We start from the raw sequence: 18974 nt of genomic DNA, 5'->3' as shown, positions 1-18974 counted from the left end.
TTCCTGCAAAATAAAAGTTAATAATCTCTAATTATTTAATGAAAATTTTAATAATTTCGATTTAAACAGCTAATCTACTTTTAACTTTAAAACAAAATTTTCATTTTATAATAACTATGATTATTTGCTGATATAATGCCCTTATATTTTACAATAAAAACATATTTTATTTATAATTAAATAATATGAAAACTAAGTTTATATTAGCAATTCTAATAATTGTATTATTTATTATTTCAATGATTATTTTATATTTTCTAGCAAGAAACTATAAATTATCTGAATACAATAGAAAAATTAAACAAATAGAAAAACAAATAACAAATAATAATTCAGAGTTTAAGATCGCAATTATAAGATATGAAGCATTATCACAAAATCAAAGCAAATATGCTAAAGATTTGAAAAATCTTAAAAGTATTTATGAAAATATAAAAGATTTAAATAATGAATTAAAAGAAAAAATAAATTTATTTAAAACAAATAAATCAAAATATAAATCATTAGCATGCAAAAGAGAATACAATGAAATCCAAATTATTTATTCTTCATATCAAGATTTTGAAAGTAGATTTAAATCTATTTCAGAAATTACAATTAAAAATTGAAATCAAATAGATGAAACATCTACAAAGGTTTTAAACATTATTGTAAAACTAGAAGAATATATTAATAAAAATGAAAGTAAATTAAAAAATTCTTGTTTATATTTAAAAAAGGAATTAAATACATTAAGAACTGAAATTCATATTTATGAGAATGAAAAAATATCGAATAAAATTATTGATGTTAATGCTAAAATAAATGATTTTCAAAATAAAATTAAAACCTATATTAATAAAATTGATTGTATGTCTAATTTTGAATGAACTATTTATTACAATCTTGAAGGTTTAATTCAAACTACTTTAACTCAAAATCCAAATAATAAAACTATTCAAAAAATAAGAAAAGAATTTAATGAGTTTAAATGAAAATGATTAACATTACCCTATCAAGAAGTTATTGCATACTTAAAAAATACTTATCAAAATGTTTACCTTATTAAAAATATAGGAACAAATGAAAAAATATGAAGAGAATATTGAACAAAAGAAAAAATTGATTTATTTATAAAAAATATAAATGATATTAATAGTTTTATAGAAATAAGAATTCAAAATAATAATGTACTTTCAAAAGGAAAAACCAAATCAAATGATTTATTAAAACTTTTTTCAGAATTTAAAGATAAGAAAAATAAAACTATTGATGAACTACAAAAAAACACTTCTGAAATTGAAAGTATTGTGGAGCTTATAAATATTTCTAAAACTTTATTAAAGCATTTTGATGAATTTATGAATTTAGTTTCAATTGAAGAAATACTTACAAATTTTAATGTTTTGATAATGAAAACATATGAATTTTGATATTTATATATATTAGCTTCTCGAGATTTGTTAGAAAAAAATATGACTAATGAAGAATTAATTTATAACTTTGAAAATAGTTTTAATGAATTAAAAAAAGAAGTAGATGATAATCAAACTAATTTCTATGATTCAGAAAAATTAAACAAATTTATAGGTTATTTTACTGCTGCTTATAAATTAATTAAAACTAATGAAATTTATAAAAATATGTTTGAAGAAACAATTTCAAAATTAATTAAAAAACAAAAAGAACATCCTGAATTAATTGAAATTATTAATTTAGCTTATGAAGAAATTAAAAAGAAAAATTATAAAAATGGATATGAAACATTATCAAATTTTATGAAAAAAAGGAAAATAAATGTACAAAAAAATACTAATTAGGTATGGGGAATTAGTTCTTAAAAAGAAAAATAGACAAGATTTTATTAATATTTTGTCTAATAATATAACTAGGATTTTAAATGAAAAACCCATTTCTGAATTTGATAGAATGTTTGTGGAATATAATGAAAATAATATACAAAATTTAAATTATGTTTTTGGAATTAGTTCATTTTCTCCAGTTGAAGTTATAGAAAAAAATATTGAATTAATTAAACAAAAATGTTTAGAAATGATTGATTCAAAATCTTTAACTTTTAAAGTAGCTGCTAGAAGAAATGATAAAAATTTTAATTTAAATTCAAGTGAAATTAATAATATAGTTGGAGAATTTATATTAAAAAACTCTAATTTAAAAGTAGATGTCCATAAACCAGATCAAACCTTTTATATAGAAATTAGAAAAAACAATGTTTATATTTTTACAAAATATATTAAAGGATTGGGAGGGTTACCAGTAGGTTCTGCTGGTAAAACTTTGCATCTTTTATCAGGTGGAATTGATTCTCCCGTTGCTGCTTTTAAACTAATGAAACGTGGAATGAGAGTTGAATATTTAAGTTTTATTACTCCACCTCAAACTGATCAAAAAACTATTGACAAATTATATGCTATTGTAAAAATTTTGAATAAATATCAAAATCATTCAATATTGCATTTAGCAGATTATTCACATTTAATGAATTATATTGCTTTAGTTTCTAAACCAGCTTATAAAATAACTTTAATGAGAAGATCGTTTTATAGAATAGTAGAACAAATAGCTGATAAATATAAAATTAAAGTTATTTCAAATGGTGATAATTTAGGACAAGTCGCTTCTCAAACACTAGAAAGTTTAACAACAATCTCTAATGCTACCAATATGCAAATTTTTAGGCCTTTATTAACTAATGATAAAGAAGAAACGATTTCATTAGCAAAGCAAATTGGAACCTTTGATATTTCTATTATAAAAGCAAATGAAACTTGTGAATTATTTGCGCCTAAAGAACCTGTAACTAAACCTAAATTAGAAGATGTTTTAGTTTTAGAAAAAGAATTAGACCTTTTAAAAAAATTAGAAAACGAATGTATTCAAGATAAAATCCAAAATATTAAAATATAGATCAAAAAAATATTTTTTGCTTTTTTAATTAAAAAAATTAATAACAAAAAAATAAAAATTATTTCATAGTATAGTTTTTTGTGATAATATCAATTATTAATATGGAAAATACAAGTAAATTAGTAATTGTCGAATCTCCAAACAAGGTAGAAACCTTAAAAAAATATTTAGGTAAAGATTTTGATGTAATGGCTTCAGTAGGTCATATAACTAAATTATCTACAAATGGTAAACATGGGTTAGGTATTGATTTAGAAAAATGAGAACCTAACTATGTTTTAGATCCTACTAAAAAAAATGTTGTTAAAGAATTAAGAGAAAAAGTTAAAAAATCACAAATGATTTATATTGCAACTGACCCGGATCGTGAAGGTGAAGCAATTGGTGAACATTTAATTAAATTTTTAAAATGTAAAAATTATTGTCGAATTAAATTTAATGAAATAACTAAAGATGCAGTTATTTATGCTGTTGAACATCCAGGGCAAATTGATGAAAATTTAATCAAAGCACAAAAAGCTAGAAGAATGCTAGATAGAATTATTGGGTTTAGATTATCTCAATTAATGAAGAAAAAATTATCTAATTTTCCTACTATGCCTAGTGCTGGAAGAGTTCAATCTATAGCATTAAAATTAACTATAGATAGAGAAAAAGAAATTGAAAAATTCATTCCTGAAGAATACAATAAATTAAGTGCTAAATTAGAAAATAATTTAGAAGTTAATTACATTAATCCTAAAAATTCTTCAGATAAAAGAGAATGAATTTTACCTAATGAATTAGAAAATGTTAAAAATGAAATTTCTAAGGAACCATCTTTAGAAATGCAAGTAGTTGATATTAAAGAATCACAAAAAAAATTAGGAATATTAACTCCTTTAAAACAAGCAGTTTTATATAAAAAATCACCTTTTAATTCTAGAATTACTCAAACTTCTGCTCAACATTTATATGAAGGTTATGGAGATGGCGGACTTATTTCATATCCTCGTACTGATAGTACTAGACTTAGTGAAAGTTTTTTAAAAGTAGCACGTGAATATATTAAAAATAAATGAGGAAAAGAATATATTTTAGAGGAAATAAAAGGTTTTGCAGGTGATCAAGATGCTCATGAGGCTATTAGACCTACAGATATTAGTTTAACACCTGAAATGGCAAAAGCTAAATTTAATTTGAGCATTCATGATTATGGTGTTTATAAACTAATTTATGAACACACTTTACAATCTCTTATAAATCCACCCATTAGAAGTAATAAAACTTATTTATTTAAAAAACATAGTTTAGATTTTAAAGCAGTTATAAGTAATATTATTTTTAATGGATATTATGTAGTTAAAAAAGAATTTGAAAATGATGTAGATCCCAATTTATCTTTAAATCAAAAAGTTAAAGTTTTAAGTTATGATTTTCAAAATTGTCAAACTAAACCACCTGCTAGATATACTGAAGGTTCTTTAATTGAAGCTTTGGATGAAATTAAAGTTGGCAGACCTTCTACTTTCGCTACTACTGTAAAAACTATTTTAGATCGTACATATGTTGAAAATCAAAATGGTTCATTGGTTCCTACTGAATTTGGAAAAATTGTGATGGATAAATTACTATTTAGTTTTTCTAATATCATTAATGAAAAATATACAGCTCAAGTTGAAGAAGAATTAGATATGATAGCTAAAGGTAATTTAGATATTTTTGCTACTATGCAAGATTTTTATGATCGTTTCGAAACAACTTTGTTTGATGCAACACAAACTATGGAATATACAAAAATGCAAGACATTGAATTGGAAGGTATGTGTCCTAATTGTCATGTTCATTTAGTTCAAAAAAGATCCCGTTATGGATATTTTGCTGGATGTCCTAATTATCCAGAATGTAAACATCTTGAACCGCTCAACAATAAGAAATTTATGGATTTTAATAAATATCGTGAAAAATAAAAAGTTTAAATTAAAAATTCAAGTGAAACACTTGAATTTTTAATTGCTTAGTTCATTAGTATTAGTAGAATTATTTGCTAATTCAGTTTTATAACCTAATTCAACTTCAAATTTGTAATCATTTACTTTATCATTTGGCATTTCAATGACAGAAAAAGTTATGTCATTATAAGTAAATTTATTTGATTTTTTAATTTTATGTCCTATTTTAGAAACTAATCAATTAGTTAATGTTAAATTTAATTCTTCTTTATTTAAATCTAAATCTAATTCTAATTGTTTAATTATTTCTTTCATTTTAGTTTTACCCATTATGTGGAAGAGTTCAAGAGAAATTTCAAAAATCTTTTTATATTCATCTTCATCATATTCATCATATATTTCACCTACAATTTCCTCTAAAATATCTTCAATAGTTATAATACCTATAACTTCTTGAGTGTTATTATTTTGAGTTACAAAAGCCATTTGGGCTTTAGCACTTCTCATCTTTTCTAAAGCGTTAGAAAGGGAAATATTAATAGAGATAAAGGGAATTGGTTTAAAATAATTGATGATTTTACCCTTTTCTAAAAAGAATATATCTTTAAGATGGACTATTCCTATAAATTGTCCATCTTTTTGAACTGGTAAACGAGAATAATTGGTTTCTTTAAATAATTCTAATGTTTCTTTAATATTATCATTAGCTTGAATATAGTCAGTATCTTCAATTTTAATATAATGTTTTTTTAACTTTGGTACTATCTAAATCTAAAGCATTTTGTGCCATTAAAGATTCATTTGTTTCTAAAACCCCTTCATTTTGAGCAATATCTAAAATACTTTTTAATTCATCTTCTGAGTTGGTAATATAGATTTTTTTTCCTATTTTTTTAAGAGGTCAAGTAAAAATAAAAAACACATAAAATAATATTTCTAGTAGTCAAGCAAAAGATTGAGCAAAAAGTTTAGGATTATTTTTTGCTAAAAGTTTAGGTAAAATTTCACCCATTAACACCAAAATAGGAGTCATAATTCCTGTAGAAATTAAAACATTATATTCATTATGCTTACCTTTAAAAATCAAACTTAAAAAATAAGATAATAAAGTTGAAGCAGCGATGTTTACTAAATTATTAACAATTAGTAAAGTTGATAAAGTTTGATTAAAAAATTTATGTTGTCTAGCAATTAACTTAGCAAAACGAACTTTATTTTCAATCATAGTTTCAATTTTTGCGGTATTTAAAGTTGTATAAGCAGTTTCAAGACCTGAAAAAATTGCACTAAATAGAATTAAAATAGCAAAAATAACAACAAAAATTACATACTGATACACTTGCATTTTAATCTCCATCTATATTTTTAAATTTATCAATCGCTTCTTTTCAATCTTCAGGTACCGATTTAAATAAACTATTATTCATTTTAAATAGTAAAATAACTGATCCTGTTGCTCCATTACGATGTTTTGAAAAAATAACAAATGTAGGAGAACCAAATTCTTGTCCAAATTCTATAGATTTCGGATCTTCTTTTTTTTTGTAATAATCAGGTCTATAAAGAAAAGTTACAATATCAGCATCTTGTTCAATAGCTCCAGATTCTCTTAAATCTGACATTAAAGGTTTTTTATTTTCTCTTTGTTCAACAGAACGAGAAAGCTGACTTAAAGTAATAATAGGAATATTTAATTCTCTAGCTAATACTTTTAATCCTCGAGAAATTTTTGATACTTCATTTTGTCTATTATCACCTTTAGTTTCTTTGATTGAAATTAATTGTAAATAGTCAATAACTATTAAACTTAAAGGATTAATTTTATGTAATCTTCTACATTTTCATTTAATAGCTTCTAAATCATTATTTGAAGAATCATCAATGAATAAATTCATATCTTTAATAATTTCATTATTAGTTGCTTGTAATTTATAAAATTCATTTTCTGAAAGAGTAGAAGGATTTTTTAATTTGGTTCCATCTATTTCAGTAATAGAACTAATAACTCTAGAAATTAAATCTTTAGCATTCATTTCTAAAGAAAAAAAAGCAACACGATGTTTTTTTCTAGATACATTAGAGGCGATATTTAAGGCAAAAGCAGTTTTTCCCATTGCAGGACGAGCAGCAATAACTATTAACTCTCCATTGCTTAGACCAGAAGTAATTTTATCAATATCTTGAAAACCTGTTGATAACCCTTTTAAAATATTATCTCCGTTTTTTCTTCTTTCTTCAAGTTCTTTAAGATAATTATTTGCTGCTTCATGAGCACTAATAAAATCTTTGTCATTTGAAGAACGATAACCAGAATTAACAAGTTCATTTAATTCTGTAATTAAAGTTTGATCATTTATATTTTTATTGGTATTTAAATCATTTAAAATTTTTTGAACCCCATTTTCAATTTTTCTTAATCCAGTTAATTTTACTAATTCTTTAATGTAATCATCTAAACTTGAAGAAAAACCAGAATTAGAAATTAAAAATGATAAATATGAAGGACTCAAGAAAGTATAATTTTTTTCTTTTGCTAGGTTTAAAATACGATGCTCATTAATAGTTTCATTTTTATTATTTATTTCTTTAAGAATAGAAAAAAATTGTCTATTTTCTAAAAAATAGAAATCTTCTTCTAGTAAGTAATTTTGGACATAATCCATATATTCATTATTTACAACTATTATTCCTAAAACTGCTCATTCTATTTCTTTATTAGCATGTTTTGAAGAACTATTATTACTAGTTATAGGTTCATTATTTTTCATCAACAATTATTTCCAATCTTAATTTTGCAATAATATCTTTATATAAGATAACATCAATTAAATGCACTCCGCTTTGTACTAAACGTATATTTTGCACAGCATATTTATCTAATTTATAACCTAATGAATTTAATTGTTTTATAACTTCTTTTGTTGATACACATCCATGAATAATTTGATTATGGTTAGCATCAATAGTGGCCTTTAAATTAAATTTAAGAGTTTCTTTTTCAATTTTAGTTTTTAATTCTAAAGCTTCTTTTCTTATTTCCATTTCATTTTGAACTAAAGAATCTAATCTTTTGTCTAATTGTTTTTTAGTATTTTCATTAAATGGAACTGCAAAACCTTTATTTACTAAAAAGTTTTGTCCGTATCCATCGGAAACTTCAATAATAGTATTTGCTTTTCCATCTTTGCAATCTTTAATTAATATTACTTTCATCTTTTTCACTCACAATCGCTTGAATTATATTATCAATAAATACATCTAAAGGTTCATTTGTTGAAGCAGCCGCTGTTCCAAAATGGCCACCTCCTCCAACTTGTTCACAAATTAATTGAACATTTGTATTTAAACCACGTGCTGATAATTTATAGTTATTAGTTTTTTCTTCTTTAGCAACAACAAAACTTGCTTTTCTTCCTGATATTCTTAATATTTCTTCCGAAGCAATAGAAATAATATCATTTGAAACAGGAATATCTTTATATGCTAAAAAATAACCTTTTTTTACTTCATTTAAATTATCTAAAATTTCTAAAACTTTTTTATATGTTTCATTATCTATTTTAAGAACTTCTGAAGCTAATGAACTAATAGCACCTTTATTTTCTAATCAACCTGCTGCTTCAAAAGTTCTAGAAGAAACTTTCTTTTGAAATTGTAAAGTATCTAAATATATTCCGTTTAAAAGCATTTGTGCCAAAATGGCATTAGTTCTAAAATCTACATTTAAAAACATTATCATTTCTGTAATGATTTCAGCTGCTGAGGAAGCATTTGAATCAATATAGGCATTGTTTTTGGAACAAAAATCTAAGGATCTTCCTTGACGATGATGATCAATAATGAATACATTATTTGGTGAAACATTTACAACACATTCAGGAAAATCAGTTCTATCTGGTTGTGAATTATCAACTAAAACCACTAAAGTATCTTTATCAGTTATTCTAGCGGCGTTTTGAGGTTTAATAATAAATGTATCAATATCTTTTAAAAATCTAGAAATAGCATTTTTAGTAGTAAAGTCTTGAGTACTAGAACAAATATAAGCATCTTTTCCTAAGTCTTTAACAATTTTATAAATTCCATAAGCTGAACCAATAGCATCTAAATCAGCATTTTGGTGTCCATATATAATAACTTTATTTATTTCAGGTCTTAGTAAATTATTTTTAAAATTCTCAGTAAAAGTTTTAATTTTTGTTCTATTAATATCAGCTAAAATTTCAGAAGAGGTACCATAGTATTTAACTGGTTCATTATCAGAAAAAATAGTTATTTGATCACCACCTCTATTTTGAGATTGCAATAATGCCTTTTTAGCAAATTGAATTTTCTTATTTAATAAATTTCATCCCTTGGCAAATCCTAAAGAAACCGAAATAATACTATTATTTTCTCCTAAGATATTAGGTAAAGAATTAAAAAATTCAAATTTTAATTTTTCTAGTTTTTTTAAGGTTTCATCATTAGTTAAGATAATAAATTTTCCATTAGTATATTGACGGTAAATTAAATTGTAATTAGTCATTAAATTATCTAATATCGAAATAACTTCTTTTTGTACTATAAAAAGTTGTTCTTCTGATAATGATGATTGTAATGATTGATAGTTGTCAATTTCTAATTCACCTAATACAGGTAATTCTTGATTATAAGTTTCAATAATTCCTTTTTCTATTGAAATATCTTTAATTAATAAACAATTATCAGAAGAAAAGATTTCCATTTCATAAAAACTATTATCATATTTGAACTCATATTTGTAAACATCATTTTGAGTTTCTAAATTAATATTTTTAAGAAAATCATCTAGATTATTACCGACTCATTCTCTTCCAAAACGATCTTTCATAAATTTTGAACATCACAAAATTTGTTGATTGCTATTGAAAATTAAAACACCTACATAACTTTTACTTAAAATGTTATCTATGTAACTATTAAAAGATTTTTTTATTACTTTTTGGTTATATAAATATTCCTTAATCATATAATAAGAGGAAATAATAAAAATAATAATAGAAACAATAAAAGTTAGAGCAATGATAATTGTTAAAAACTTTTCATATTCATTATGTAGTAATTTAATAAAAAACATTGTCATTGAAAATAAAATCATTAAAAATGAAGTTACAAACAACATTATGTAAGTAATAAGTCTTTGTTTTCTTGTCATAATATTAATATTATAAATATTAATATATTTAAATATGAAATATACTTATTTTTTATTGTTATAATTTAAAATATTATTGTGTGGAACAGTACTCAAGTCGGTCGAAGAGGCGGTCCTGCTAAGACTGTAGGGGTGGTAACACCCGCGGAGGTTCGAATCCTCTCTGTTCCGCCATTTTTTTATACACTTTTTAGATAATATTATTATGCAATTAACCTGTATAAATAAATTTGATTTATTAAATTTATTTATGGTTTTTATACTTTTTTATATCTTCAATATCAAATGATTTAAGCATTTTAATATTGTTTTCAATATTTATCAAATGTTTATCAATAGGTTAAATTTCTTCTTTAAGAATAGTTTTAATAATACTAGTTAATTTTTAAATTGTTAAATTACCAACCGTCATATTAGTCTCCTTTGGAGGTTCTACTATTTTTAGTTTATTTCACCTACAATCAATAATAAATCTTGTAAGCCCTTTTTCTTTAATATTAATCATATAGTATTCAACATCACATATTTAGAAATTTCTTTAAAAACGCTTGTTTTATTTAATTTATTTTTATTTATAAAAACCTACTTTTTAGAATATTAGTTATTTCACTTATATATATGTGTATTTATTTATAAAATCTTAAAAAAGAGAAAAAATTAACAAAAATGGGTATTTTTTATTCATTTGTAAAAAATAGCAATAAAAAACAAGTCAAATTTTTTAATGACTTGTTTTTTATTTTTGAATTTAATTATTTAATTTCAACTTCAGCGCCAGCTTCAACTAAAGTAGCTTTAATTTGTTCAGCTTCTTCTGGTTTAATATTTTCTTTAACAACGGCTGGAAGATTTGAAACTAATTTGTTTGCTTCCATTAAAGGTAAGTTTAATAAATCTTTAACAACTTTAACGATTTGTAATTTTTTACCACCGTCTCCTTTAATGATAACTGTAACTTCTGATTTTTCTTCAGCAGCTGCAGCAGGAGCGGCAGCAACGGCAACGGCAGCAGCTGGATCAATTCCAAATTCTTCTTTCATTGCTTCTACTAATTCCATAACTTCTTTAATTGACATTTCTTTTAAAGAAGAAATAAATGATTCTTTGGTTAATTTAGCCATAATAATTTTCCTTTCAAAATATAAATAAATTATTGTTCTTCTTTTTCACTATAAAGTTTAAGTGAAAGAGATAATTGTTGTAATGGAGCCATCATTGAACGAGCAAGGATTGTAAGTGCTTCTGAATAAGTTGGTAAAGCAGCAATTGCTTCAATACCTTTAGCATCTATAGCCTTGCCTTCATATGTACCAGCTTTAATAACTAACATTTTATTATCTTTAGCAAATTTAGATAATAATTTAGCAGCTGATAAATCATCATTTTTACTAAAAGCAAAAATATTTTGTCCAACTAAGAAATCATCTAAACCATCAATTTTAGCATTCTTAATTGCTAATTTAAATAAACGGTTTTTGAATACTTTAATTTCAACATCCATTTTTTTAGCTTCAATTCTCAATTGTTTTAATTCAGCAACTGATAAACCTTTATATTCTGCTAAAGCAATAGCTTGTGAAGATTTAATTTTTTCTTCAATTTCTTTAACTAATGATTTTTTAGCTAGTTTATTTGCAGATAAATGCATTAAGTCTCCTTTCATAAATATTAAGTAAAGCAATACAAACAAAAGAAGTCAAATGACTTAAGAAAAGTAACATACATTAGGTAACATTATTAAGTTATAAACCGTTACTGTCTTTATGTATTGCTAATCTAATTGTAATACAAAATAGCTTACTTTAATATAATTTGTATATTAAAAGGAGATAAAATGACCAAATTTAAAAAATTAAAAAGTTATGCAAAATCTTACATTCCCATTTGAGTAATAATAACTATTTTTAGTATCATAAATTTTGCTATAAATTTTCCAAAAATTATAGCTATTTTAGAAAGGCAGCCCATTCAAGAAGTTAATTCTACTTGAAGAAATATAGCTTCTATATTTTCATGACCTTATATTGGTTTAGTTATTTCTTGTTTTGTATTAAATATTTTAATGATTATTAATTTTGAAAAAGATTGAAATACTACAATTTTTGTTTTCTTAATACTCGGAATTGTTTTACTTGGTATTTTTACTTTTGTAGCAGCAATAATGATTATTAAAATGAAAGAACCAATTACAGAAGAAAAAAATAATGAAAATCAAGAATTTAAGGATAAAATTTATGCATTAACAACACCTAAAAATGATAAGGAAAATAATGATTAAATTATCAAAATTAAAAAAATATGCTGATAAATATATCAAATTTTGAATTCCAAATATTGTTTTAAGTTTTTTTGCTTTTATATTACTAATTCCTATAATAGTTTTTGCTGTTAATTCATATAATCCTAATGCAGGAATAACATTTACAAGCTCTATACCGATATTAATTGTAGAAATTTTATTTTTATTACTTGCTATATCAGTAATTATAATGTCAATTTTTTTACTTGTATATGCTATATTTATCTTAGTAAATTTGGATAATAATAAACAAAATACAATTTTTATTTTAATGTTATTAGGTATTAACAAATATTTTAGGTCTTATAGCAGCTATAATGGTTAAAAAATTAGAAGAAGAAAAACTAAAAGATGAACATATATTAGAAGATAAAATGAATAATATGAATTCTAATTAAAAAGTTAAAAAGAAATTTTAAAAATAGATTCTTACTTTAAAGGATCTATTTTTAAATATTTAGTATTACTAAATTTTTAATATATTATCATTTAATAAATTATTTCAAGAAAAAAAGGGGACAAATATGGATTTTGATTCATTTAAAATAAATTTTAAAGAAAATGTAAATAGAGGTATTCATAAAAAAATTATTTATAAAATTATAGATACACCATATAGATTTAAGTCAATTTTTAATCCTATTAACTTAATTAATAAAATTAAACAATCAACATTAAGATCACAAGAATTTGCTTTTAATAAATTTTTAAAATCACTAACTAGTGATGAACTTAAAAAACAAAAATTTGAAGAATTAGAAAATAAAAATAAATATATTGTTTTAGTGGATCAAGAAAAAGATCAATATTTAGAAAAAAAAGTAAATTTTGATCACATTTTTAAAAATGAAGAAAATAAAATAATTTATTTAATAGACCAAAAAAATAGAGACATATATAGTTATAAAAAAGCAAATGAAATGCTTGAAAAATTTATAGATAAAGCATCTTTATATCAAAAACAAAATTCAGATTATAAAATTCATGCATTTATTTGATTTATGGATGATGAATATAAAGTCAATAAAGATTATTTTTGTAATGTTGTAGAGAAAAAACAAAATGAAAACATTGTATACCATATTTTTTATGGCGACCAATTTTATAGATTTATGAATATTGAAAATGAATGAATAGAAACTATTCATAATTTAGAAAATATTAAACGAGTTGAACCTAAAGAATTATTTGTAAATATAAATCTCGACAAAGATCCGGAAGCATTAGAAGTTTTAATCAATCTATCAAATACAAGTTGAGAAAAACTTAATAGCGATGATGAAACTTATAAACAAATTAGAACTCAGATTTTTGATGATAAAAATCCCAATTCTAATTTATTAAAAGCTTTTGATTTAAGAGAAATAAAATCTAAAAGTAAAGATGAAGATGAATATAAAAACAACTTAATAAATTACAATAAAAACCATCGGGAATAAACATCAGGAATAAAAATGAATAAAGAAAACAATAAAAAAATATGAACCATTGATGAATTAAATTCATATTTAAAAGATTATCTTGAAGGAAATTATTTTTTAAACAATTTAAAATTGCAATGTGAAGTATTAAAAGTTTCGAAAGATAAAAAAGGTCATTATTATTTTGAATTAAAAGGAAAAGAAGCTAGCATAAAAGGAACTATTTGAAATTCAATCTCTCAAAAAATATCTTATATTCCAAAAGAAGGAGATAGCATAATAGTTAAAGGCAATATCTCTTTATATATTCCTCGTGGCGAATATTCAATTAACATTATTGATGTAGAAAATAATGATATTGGAAAACTATTTTTAGAATTTCAAAAATTAAAAATTGAACTTGAAAATAAAGGTTATTTTGATGTAACTAAAAAGAAAAAATTGCCTGTATTTCCTAAAAAATAGGAATAATAAGTGCTCTTAAAAGCGCTGCTTTAAAAGATATTTTAGAAAGTATAGAAAAAAGATATACATCAGCTAAAATAATTGTTTTTCCATCGATTATGCAAGGAGAAAGCACCAAAAAAGATGTTTGTGACCAAATATATAAAATAAATAAAAACAAAAGTGTTGATGCAATTATTATTTCACGTGGTGGCGGATCTTTTGAAGAATTAAATTCGTTTAATTCAATGGAAATAGTTGAAGCAATCCACAATTCAAAAATTCCAATTTTGACTGCTATAGGTCATTCTACAGATACAACTTTAGCGGAATTAGTTTCTGATGCTAAAGCTATTACTCCTACTGAAGCTGCTAATTTAATTGTCCCTAATAAAGATGAAATTGGTAAAACTTTAGATTTTTTTAAAATTAAAATTAAATCTTTGTTTCAAAAAACTTTTAATGATTTAAAAGAACATTTTCTAATTTTACAAAATGAAATCAATAAACATAATCCTTATGAAAAAATTAAAAATTCTATTGAATTTATAAATGTTAATAAAAAGCAGTTAATTACTAATTTTATAAATCTTTGTCAATATAAATCAGAACAATTAACTAACCTTAAAAAAGATTTAAAAAATAATATAAATAATCTTATAAAGCATAAACAAAATAATTTTTTAGTTCTTTGTGCTTATTTAGATAATTTAAGTCCATTAAAAATAATGAAAAAAGGATATGGAATGATTACAAGTGATAAAAGAATCATTACATCCATAAAAGATATAAAGCTAAATCAAAATCTAGAAATAAATTTACAAGATGGAATTTTAAATACCACTGTAACGGATAAAAAGGAGAAAAAATTATGTTAAAAAACAATAATTCTATTGATGAGATTTTAAAAGAATTGACTAAAATTGTTTCAAATTTAGAACAAAAAGATTTGCCTTTAGATGAAGCTGTTAAAAAATTTAAGGAAGGAATTGAATATGTAGAGCAAGGTAAAAAAATTCTTGATGAAGTTAACAAATTGATTGTTGAAATAGATAATTCAAAAGAATAGATTTTTCTATCTTTATTATTAATATAATAAAATATTAAATATGTATGATTTAATCAATTTTATTAGAACATATAAAACAAATATTAAACTTTCACATATATTTTCTGAAATACATCTTTTTATTGTATTTTTAATTATTACATTAGGGATTATTTTAGGATATATTGGTAAAAAACACAAAAAAACAAAGCAAATAAATGATAAAGTTTTAATCCTAATTGTAAGTTCTACTATTTTGATGGAAATAATTAAAATCATAGATTTTTATGCACTTATTGATAGGTTAAATTATGTAATACATATAGATTTTATTTCTAAAATAAGACAAGGTAATGTATATGCCCCAACTTTTATTTGTTCAATATTTATGTGGGCTTTACTTCTATATTTGATATTACCTACAAAAGAATTAAAACAAGCGGTAATGGAATTTTATGCTTCTTATATGCTAATTTCAGGTATTTCCATAATTATTAAAATAGATAATATTGTTTCTCTTAATTCATATTTAAGTGTAGGAGAATTACATAGCATTATTTATCATGCTTTAATGGTTATTTTAGGTATATATTTAATGCTTAAATATTCATTATTTATTAGTATAGGTGGAATTTTAAGATCATTTGCAGTATTGTTATTTTTTGTTCTTATTAGTTTATTAGCAAATGCAATTATGAATGCTAGAACATATGAGTTTTATAATCGTCCTATTGCTAATTTATTTGTAATTTCCCCATATGAAGAACCTAATGTAGGTATTTATGCAATGATTAAATTATTTAAAATTCAAGATTATTCAAATAAATTAAATCCTATTGTTTTCACCATTATGATTTTCTTTGGTTCTAATTTAATTTGATTTATTTTAAGTATTCCTCATTTTATGTTTAAAATAAATAATTATTTTATTATTCGTTCTGTTTTTAACAAGAATTATCAAACTTTAACCAAAACAGATTTAGAAATTTGTAAAGATTACAACCATTTAATGGATTCTTTACAATTAAATAAATAGAAAAGAGTAAATTATGCAAAATTCAATTATTCAAACTTCCACAAAAACTGGATTAACTAATGAACAAGCTTTAAAAAATCTTAATCAATATGGTAAAAATGAATTAAAAACTTCTAAAAAGATAAATCCTTTTATAGCTTTTTTAAAACAATTTTTAGATCCAATGGTTATTTTATTGATTATTGCTGCTGTTATTAGTTTATCATTAGCAATATTTGAACAAGTTAAGTCACATAAGAACCTAAGTGAAATTATTGTATCTTATATTGAACCAGCAATTATTATGCTTGTTATTATTTTAAATAGTATTTTAGGGGCTTATCAAGTTGTTAAATCTGAACAAGCGGTAAAAGCTTTGGAAAAAATAAATAAAATTAATACCAAAGTTATTCGTGATGGAGAAATTAAAAATCTTCCTTCTGAATTATTAACTGTTGGAGATATTGTTATTTTTGAAGCAGGAGATAGCATTACTGCTGATTGTAGAATAATTGAAGCAAATAATTTAATGGTTGTAGAATCAAGTTTAACTGGTGAAAGTGTACCGGTAGAAAAAAATGCCAATTGAGAAAAAGAAGATGATAAACTTTTAGCTAATAACAATCATCTTTTATATTCAGGAACTTATGTTACTAATGGAAGAGTAGTAGCACAAATTATTGCTACTGGTACTAACACTCAAATTGGTTCTATTAACCAAATGATCCAAAAAACAAAAACTGAATTGAGTCCATTGCAAATTAAACTTAATAAATTAAGTAAAATTTTTGGATATTTAGGTGTAATTTTGCTTTTTGTTGCTTTTTTTATTCAAATAGCATTAAATGGTTTTGGAAGAAATTATCAAATATATACAAATGCCTTTGTAACTGGAATTTCTTTATCAGTGGCTGCTATTCCAGAGGGTTTAATTACTTTTACTACTGTTATTCTTTCTATTGGAATTACTAAAATGTCTAAAGAAAATGCTTTAATTAAAAATCTTTTAGCTGTTGAAACATTAGGTTCCACTTCTATTATTTGTAGTGATAAAACAGGAACTTTAACAGAAAATAAAATGTCTATTTTAGATTTATATACAAAGGGTAAGCTTTTATCAGAACAAAGTGAAGATAAAACAGATTTTAAAAATTTATTAACTTTAGCCATTTTATGCAATGATGCTAGTTTAACCCTTAAAGATAAAGAATTTATAGAAGTAGGTGATCCTACAGAAACAGGGATTTTAAGATATGCATATGCTTATGATCTTAAAAAAGATGAATTAGAAAAAAATAATCCCAGAATAGCATCTTTACCTTTTGATAGTGATCGTAAATTAATGTCGGTTTTAGTTAAAGAAAAACAAAATAATGTAATGATAGTTAAAGGCGCTCCAGATGTTTTAATTCAAAGATGTAAAAATGTTAATTTAGATGAAATTAACAAAATCAATGATTTATGGACTAATAAAACTTATAGAGTTTTAGCAGTTGCCAAAAAAGTTATTAAAAAGCAAACAATAGATTTTAATGATGAAAATAATTTAGAATTTGTTGGTTTAATTGCAATGATGGATCCCCCAAGAGCAGAAGTTGCTTTAAGTATTTATGAAGCTCAACAAGCAGGAATTAAAGTGGTAATGATCACAGGTGATCATATTAATACAGCAAGAGCAATAGGCAAAAATTTGGGAATTTTTAATGAACAAACTGATTTATCTATTACAGGTGAAGAATTATCTAAATTAACTGATGAAGAATTAAAAGAAAAAGTTAAACAAATATCTATTTATGCTAGAGTAAATCCTGAAGATAAGTTAAGAATCGTTAAAGCATGACAAGAAAATAATCAAGTTGTTTCAATGACGGGTGATGGAGTAAATGATGCTCCAGCTCTTAAAAAAAGTGATATTGGTTGTGCAATGGGAATAACAGGAACTGATGTTTCAAAACAAGCGGCTGATATGATTTTAATTGATGATAATTTTTCAACTATTGTTAAAGCAGTGAAAAATGGACGTTTAATTTATGATAAAGTAAAAACTGTTATTATGAATTTATTAATAACTTCCTTAACCGAAGTAATGTTAATTTTATTGGGAATGCTAATATTTTATCCATTGTTTAAAAATTATATTAACCAAAGTGAATTTTATATTTTTGGTGCTTCACAATTATTATGAATTAATTTATTAACTCATGGTTTACCTGCTATAGCATTAGGTTTTGTTGATTCAGGTAAAAATGTTATGAAGCGTTTACCATTTAATAAAAAAGAATCCATTTTTGCTAGAGGTATGGGAATAGAACTTCTTTGACAGGCAACAGTTTTAACTATTATTTCTATGATTTCTTATATTGTAGGTGCTTATTATGCTATTCATAATTTTATGGATGTATTACAAGTGGCTTCTACTTCCGCTTTTATTACAATGGGATTAGCTTCAAGCATTAATAGTTTAAACTTAATGAGTGATAAATCTATATTTGTTTCAAGCATTAAAAAATATTATTTAGTTTGAATTGCTTCTCTTTCATCGGCATTCTTCATTTTATTAGTTTCATTAACTCCTTCTATAGCTAGATTTTTTAGAATGAGTTCAGAATTTACTAATAATTATCAATTACCTTTAATTTCAATTTTACTTTCATTTACTTTAATCTTTTTAAATGAAATTAAAAAAATCGGAAATAAAGTTTTAATAAAGAAATAGAAAAAAATATTTACCAT

The 18974-nt window shown here is 23.1% G+C and carries 18 protein-coding genes and 1 tRNA gene; 12 read left to right on the top strand and 7 right to left on the bottom strand.

Translation table 4 applies throughout. From position 1 onward, the window contains the following. Positions 1-185 precede the first annotated feature (185 nt). The 3 genes from ACJA27_RS02660 to topA all read left to right on the top strand — a co-directional run bounded on the left by ACJA27_RS02660 (position 186) and on the right by topA (position 4856). Positions 186-1799, top strand: a complete 1614-nt coding sequence (locus ACJA27_RS02660) for a hypothetical protein (protein WP_406617760.1) — start codon at positions 186-188, stop codon at positions 1797-1799. After that, entirely contained in the window at positions 1777-2907 is a 1131-nt protein-coding gene (thiI, locus tag ACJA27_RS02655; RefSeq protein ID WP_406617759.1) for a tRNA uracil 4-sulfurtransferase ThiI, read from the top strand. Before ACJA27_RS02660 ends, thiI begins: the two co-directional genes overlap by 23 nt. Positions 2908-3008: 101 nt before the next feature. After that, positions 3009-4856, top strand: coding sequence for a type I DNA topoisomerase (topA, locus tag ACJA27_RS02650; protein WP_406617758.1), 1848 nt, complete (start codon positions 3009-3011; stop codon positions 4854-4856). Between the two features lie 39 nt (positions 4857-4895). Here topA and ACJA27_RS02645 read toward each other — a convergent pair whose 3' ends face one another. Genes ACJA27_RS02645 through ACJA27_RS02625 form a run of 5 tightly spaced genes read right to left on the bottom strand, consistent with a single transcriptional unit; the run spans position 4896 to position 10014 of the window. Beyond that, positions 4896-5516 (bottom strand): CBS domain-containing protein, encoded by a 621-nt coding sequence (locus ACJA27_RS02645; protein ID WP_406618304.1) that lies wholly within the window; start codon positions 5514-5516, stop codon positions 4896-4898. A gap of 55 nt (positions 5517-5571) precedes the next feature. Next, the gene (locus ACJA27_RS02640) at positions 5572-6183 is read right to left on the bottom strand and encodes a DUF21 domain-containing protein (RefSeq protein ID WP_406617757.1); all 612 of its coding nucleotides are present in this window, start codon (positions 6181-6183) and stop codon (positions 5572-5574) included. 1 nt (position 6184) lies between these two features. Then, positions 6185-7606 carry a replicative DNA helicase gene (gene dnaB / locus ACJA27_RS02635; protein ID WP_406617756.1) on the bottom strand — a complete coding sequence of 474 codons (1422 nt, stop codon included), beginning with the start codon at positions 7604-7606 and terminating at the stop codon, positions 6185-6187. Continuing rightward, positions 7596-8051 (bottom strand): 50S ribosomal protein L9, encoded by a 456-nt coding sequence (gene rplI, locus ACJA27_RS02630; RefSeq protein WP_406617755.1) that lies wholly within the window; start codon positions 8049-8051, stop codon positions 7596-7598. The genes dnaB and rplI overlap by 11 nt, the downstream gene beginning before the upstream one ends. Continuing rightward, positions 8032-10014, bottom strand: coding sequence for a DHH family phosphoesterase (locus ACJA27_RS02625; protein ID WP_406617754.1), 1983 nt, complete (start codon positions 10012-10014; stop codon positions 8032-8034). Before ACJA27_RS02625 ends, rplI begins: the two co-directional genes overlap by 20 nt. A gap of 82 nt (positions 10015-10096) precedes the next feature. On the opposite strand from ACJA27_RS02625, the gene ACJA27_RS02620 reads away from it, so the two are divergent. Further along, positions 10097-10188, top strand: a tRNA-Ser gene (locus tag ACJA27_RS02620). A 578-nt stretch (positions 10189-10766) separates the two neighbouring features. On the opposite strand, the gene rplL is transcribed toward ACJA27_RS02620, so the two are convergent. Then, entirely contained in the window at positions 10767-11135 is a 369-nt protein-coding gene (gene rplL / locus ACJA27_RS02615) for a 50S ribosomal protein L7/L12 (RefSeq protein WP_406617753.1), read from the bottom strand. 29 nt (positions 11136-11164) lie between these two features. Further along, entirely contained in the window at positions 11165-11662 is a 498-nt protein-coding gene (rplJ, locus tag ACJA27_RS02610; protein WP_406617752.1) for a 50S ribosomal protein L10, read from the bottom strand. Between the two features lie 186 nt (positions 11663-11848). Between rplJ and ACJA27_RS02605 the strand changes: the two genes are divergently transcribed. The 8 genes from ACJA27_RS02605 (at position 11849) to ACJA27_RS02570 (ending at position 18957) form a co-directional block, all read left to right on the top strand. Then, complete coding sequence (locus ACJA27_RS02605) at positions 11849-12292, top strand: hypothetical protein (RefSeq protein ID WP_406617751.1); 444 nt, start codon at positions 11849-11851, stop codon at positions 12290-12292. After that, complete coding sequence (locus ACJA27_RS02600) at positions 12285-12638, top strand: hypothetical protein (protein WP_406617750.1); 354 nt, start codon at positions 12285-12287, stop codon at positions 12636-12638. Before ACJA27_RS02605 ends, ACJA27_RS02600 begins: the two co-directional genes overlap by 8 nt. 199 nt (positions 12639-12837) lie before the next feature. Continuing rightward, positions 12838-13752, top strand: a complete 915-nt coding sequence (locus ACJA27_RS02595) for an HpyAIV family type II restriction enzyme (RefSeq protein WP_406617749.1) — start codon at positions 12838-12840, stop codon at positions 13750-13752. A 15-nt stretch (positions 13753-13767) separates the two neighbouring features. Then, positions 13768-14199: an exodeoxyribonuclease VII large subunit gene (locus ACJA27_RS02590; protein WP_406617748.1), complete on the top strand. Its 432-nt coding sequence runs from the start codon at positions 13768-13770 to the stop codon at positions 14197-14199. Further along, complete coding sequence (xseA, locus tag ACJA27_RS02585; protein WP_406618303.1) at positions 14196-15056, top strand: exodeoxyribonuclease VII large subunit; 861 nt, start codon at positions 14196-14198, stop codon at positions 15054-15056. The genes ACJA27_RS02590 and xseA overlap by 4 nt, the downstream gene beginning before the upstream one ends. Continuing rightward, positions 15050-15247, top strand: a complete 198-nt coding sequence (gene xseB / locus ACJA27_RS02580) for an exodeoxyribonuclease VII small subunit (protein ID WP_406617747.1) — start codon at positions 15050-15052, stop codon at positions 15245-15247. Before xseA ends, xseB begins: the two co-directional genes overlap by 7 nt. 40 nt (positions 15248-15287) lie before the next feature. Beyond that, complete coding sequence (locus ACJA27_RS02575; protein WP_406617746.1) at positions 15288-16262, top strand: hypothetical protein; 975 nt, start codon at positions 15288-15290, stop codon at positions 16260-16262. A gap of 13 nt (positions 16263-16275) precedes the next feature. Further along, complete coding sequence (locus tag ACJA27_RS02570; protein WP_406617745.1) at positions 16276-18957, top strand: cation-translocating P-type ATPase; 2682 nt, start codon at positions 16276-16278, stop codon at positions 18955-18957. Positions 18958-18974: the final 17 nt, after the last annotated feature.

Source organism: Mycoplasmopsis lipophila, assembly GCF_045276895.1.
Taxonomy (GTDB): Bacteria; Bacillota_I; Bacilli_A; order Mycoplasmatales; family Metamycoplasmataceae; genus Mycoplasmopsis; species Mycoplasmopsis lipophila.
Note: the sequence above shows the minus strand (reverse complement) of the source record. Positions and strands in the feature narration are given on the sequence as shown.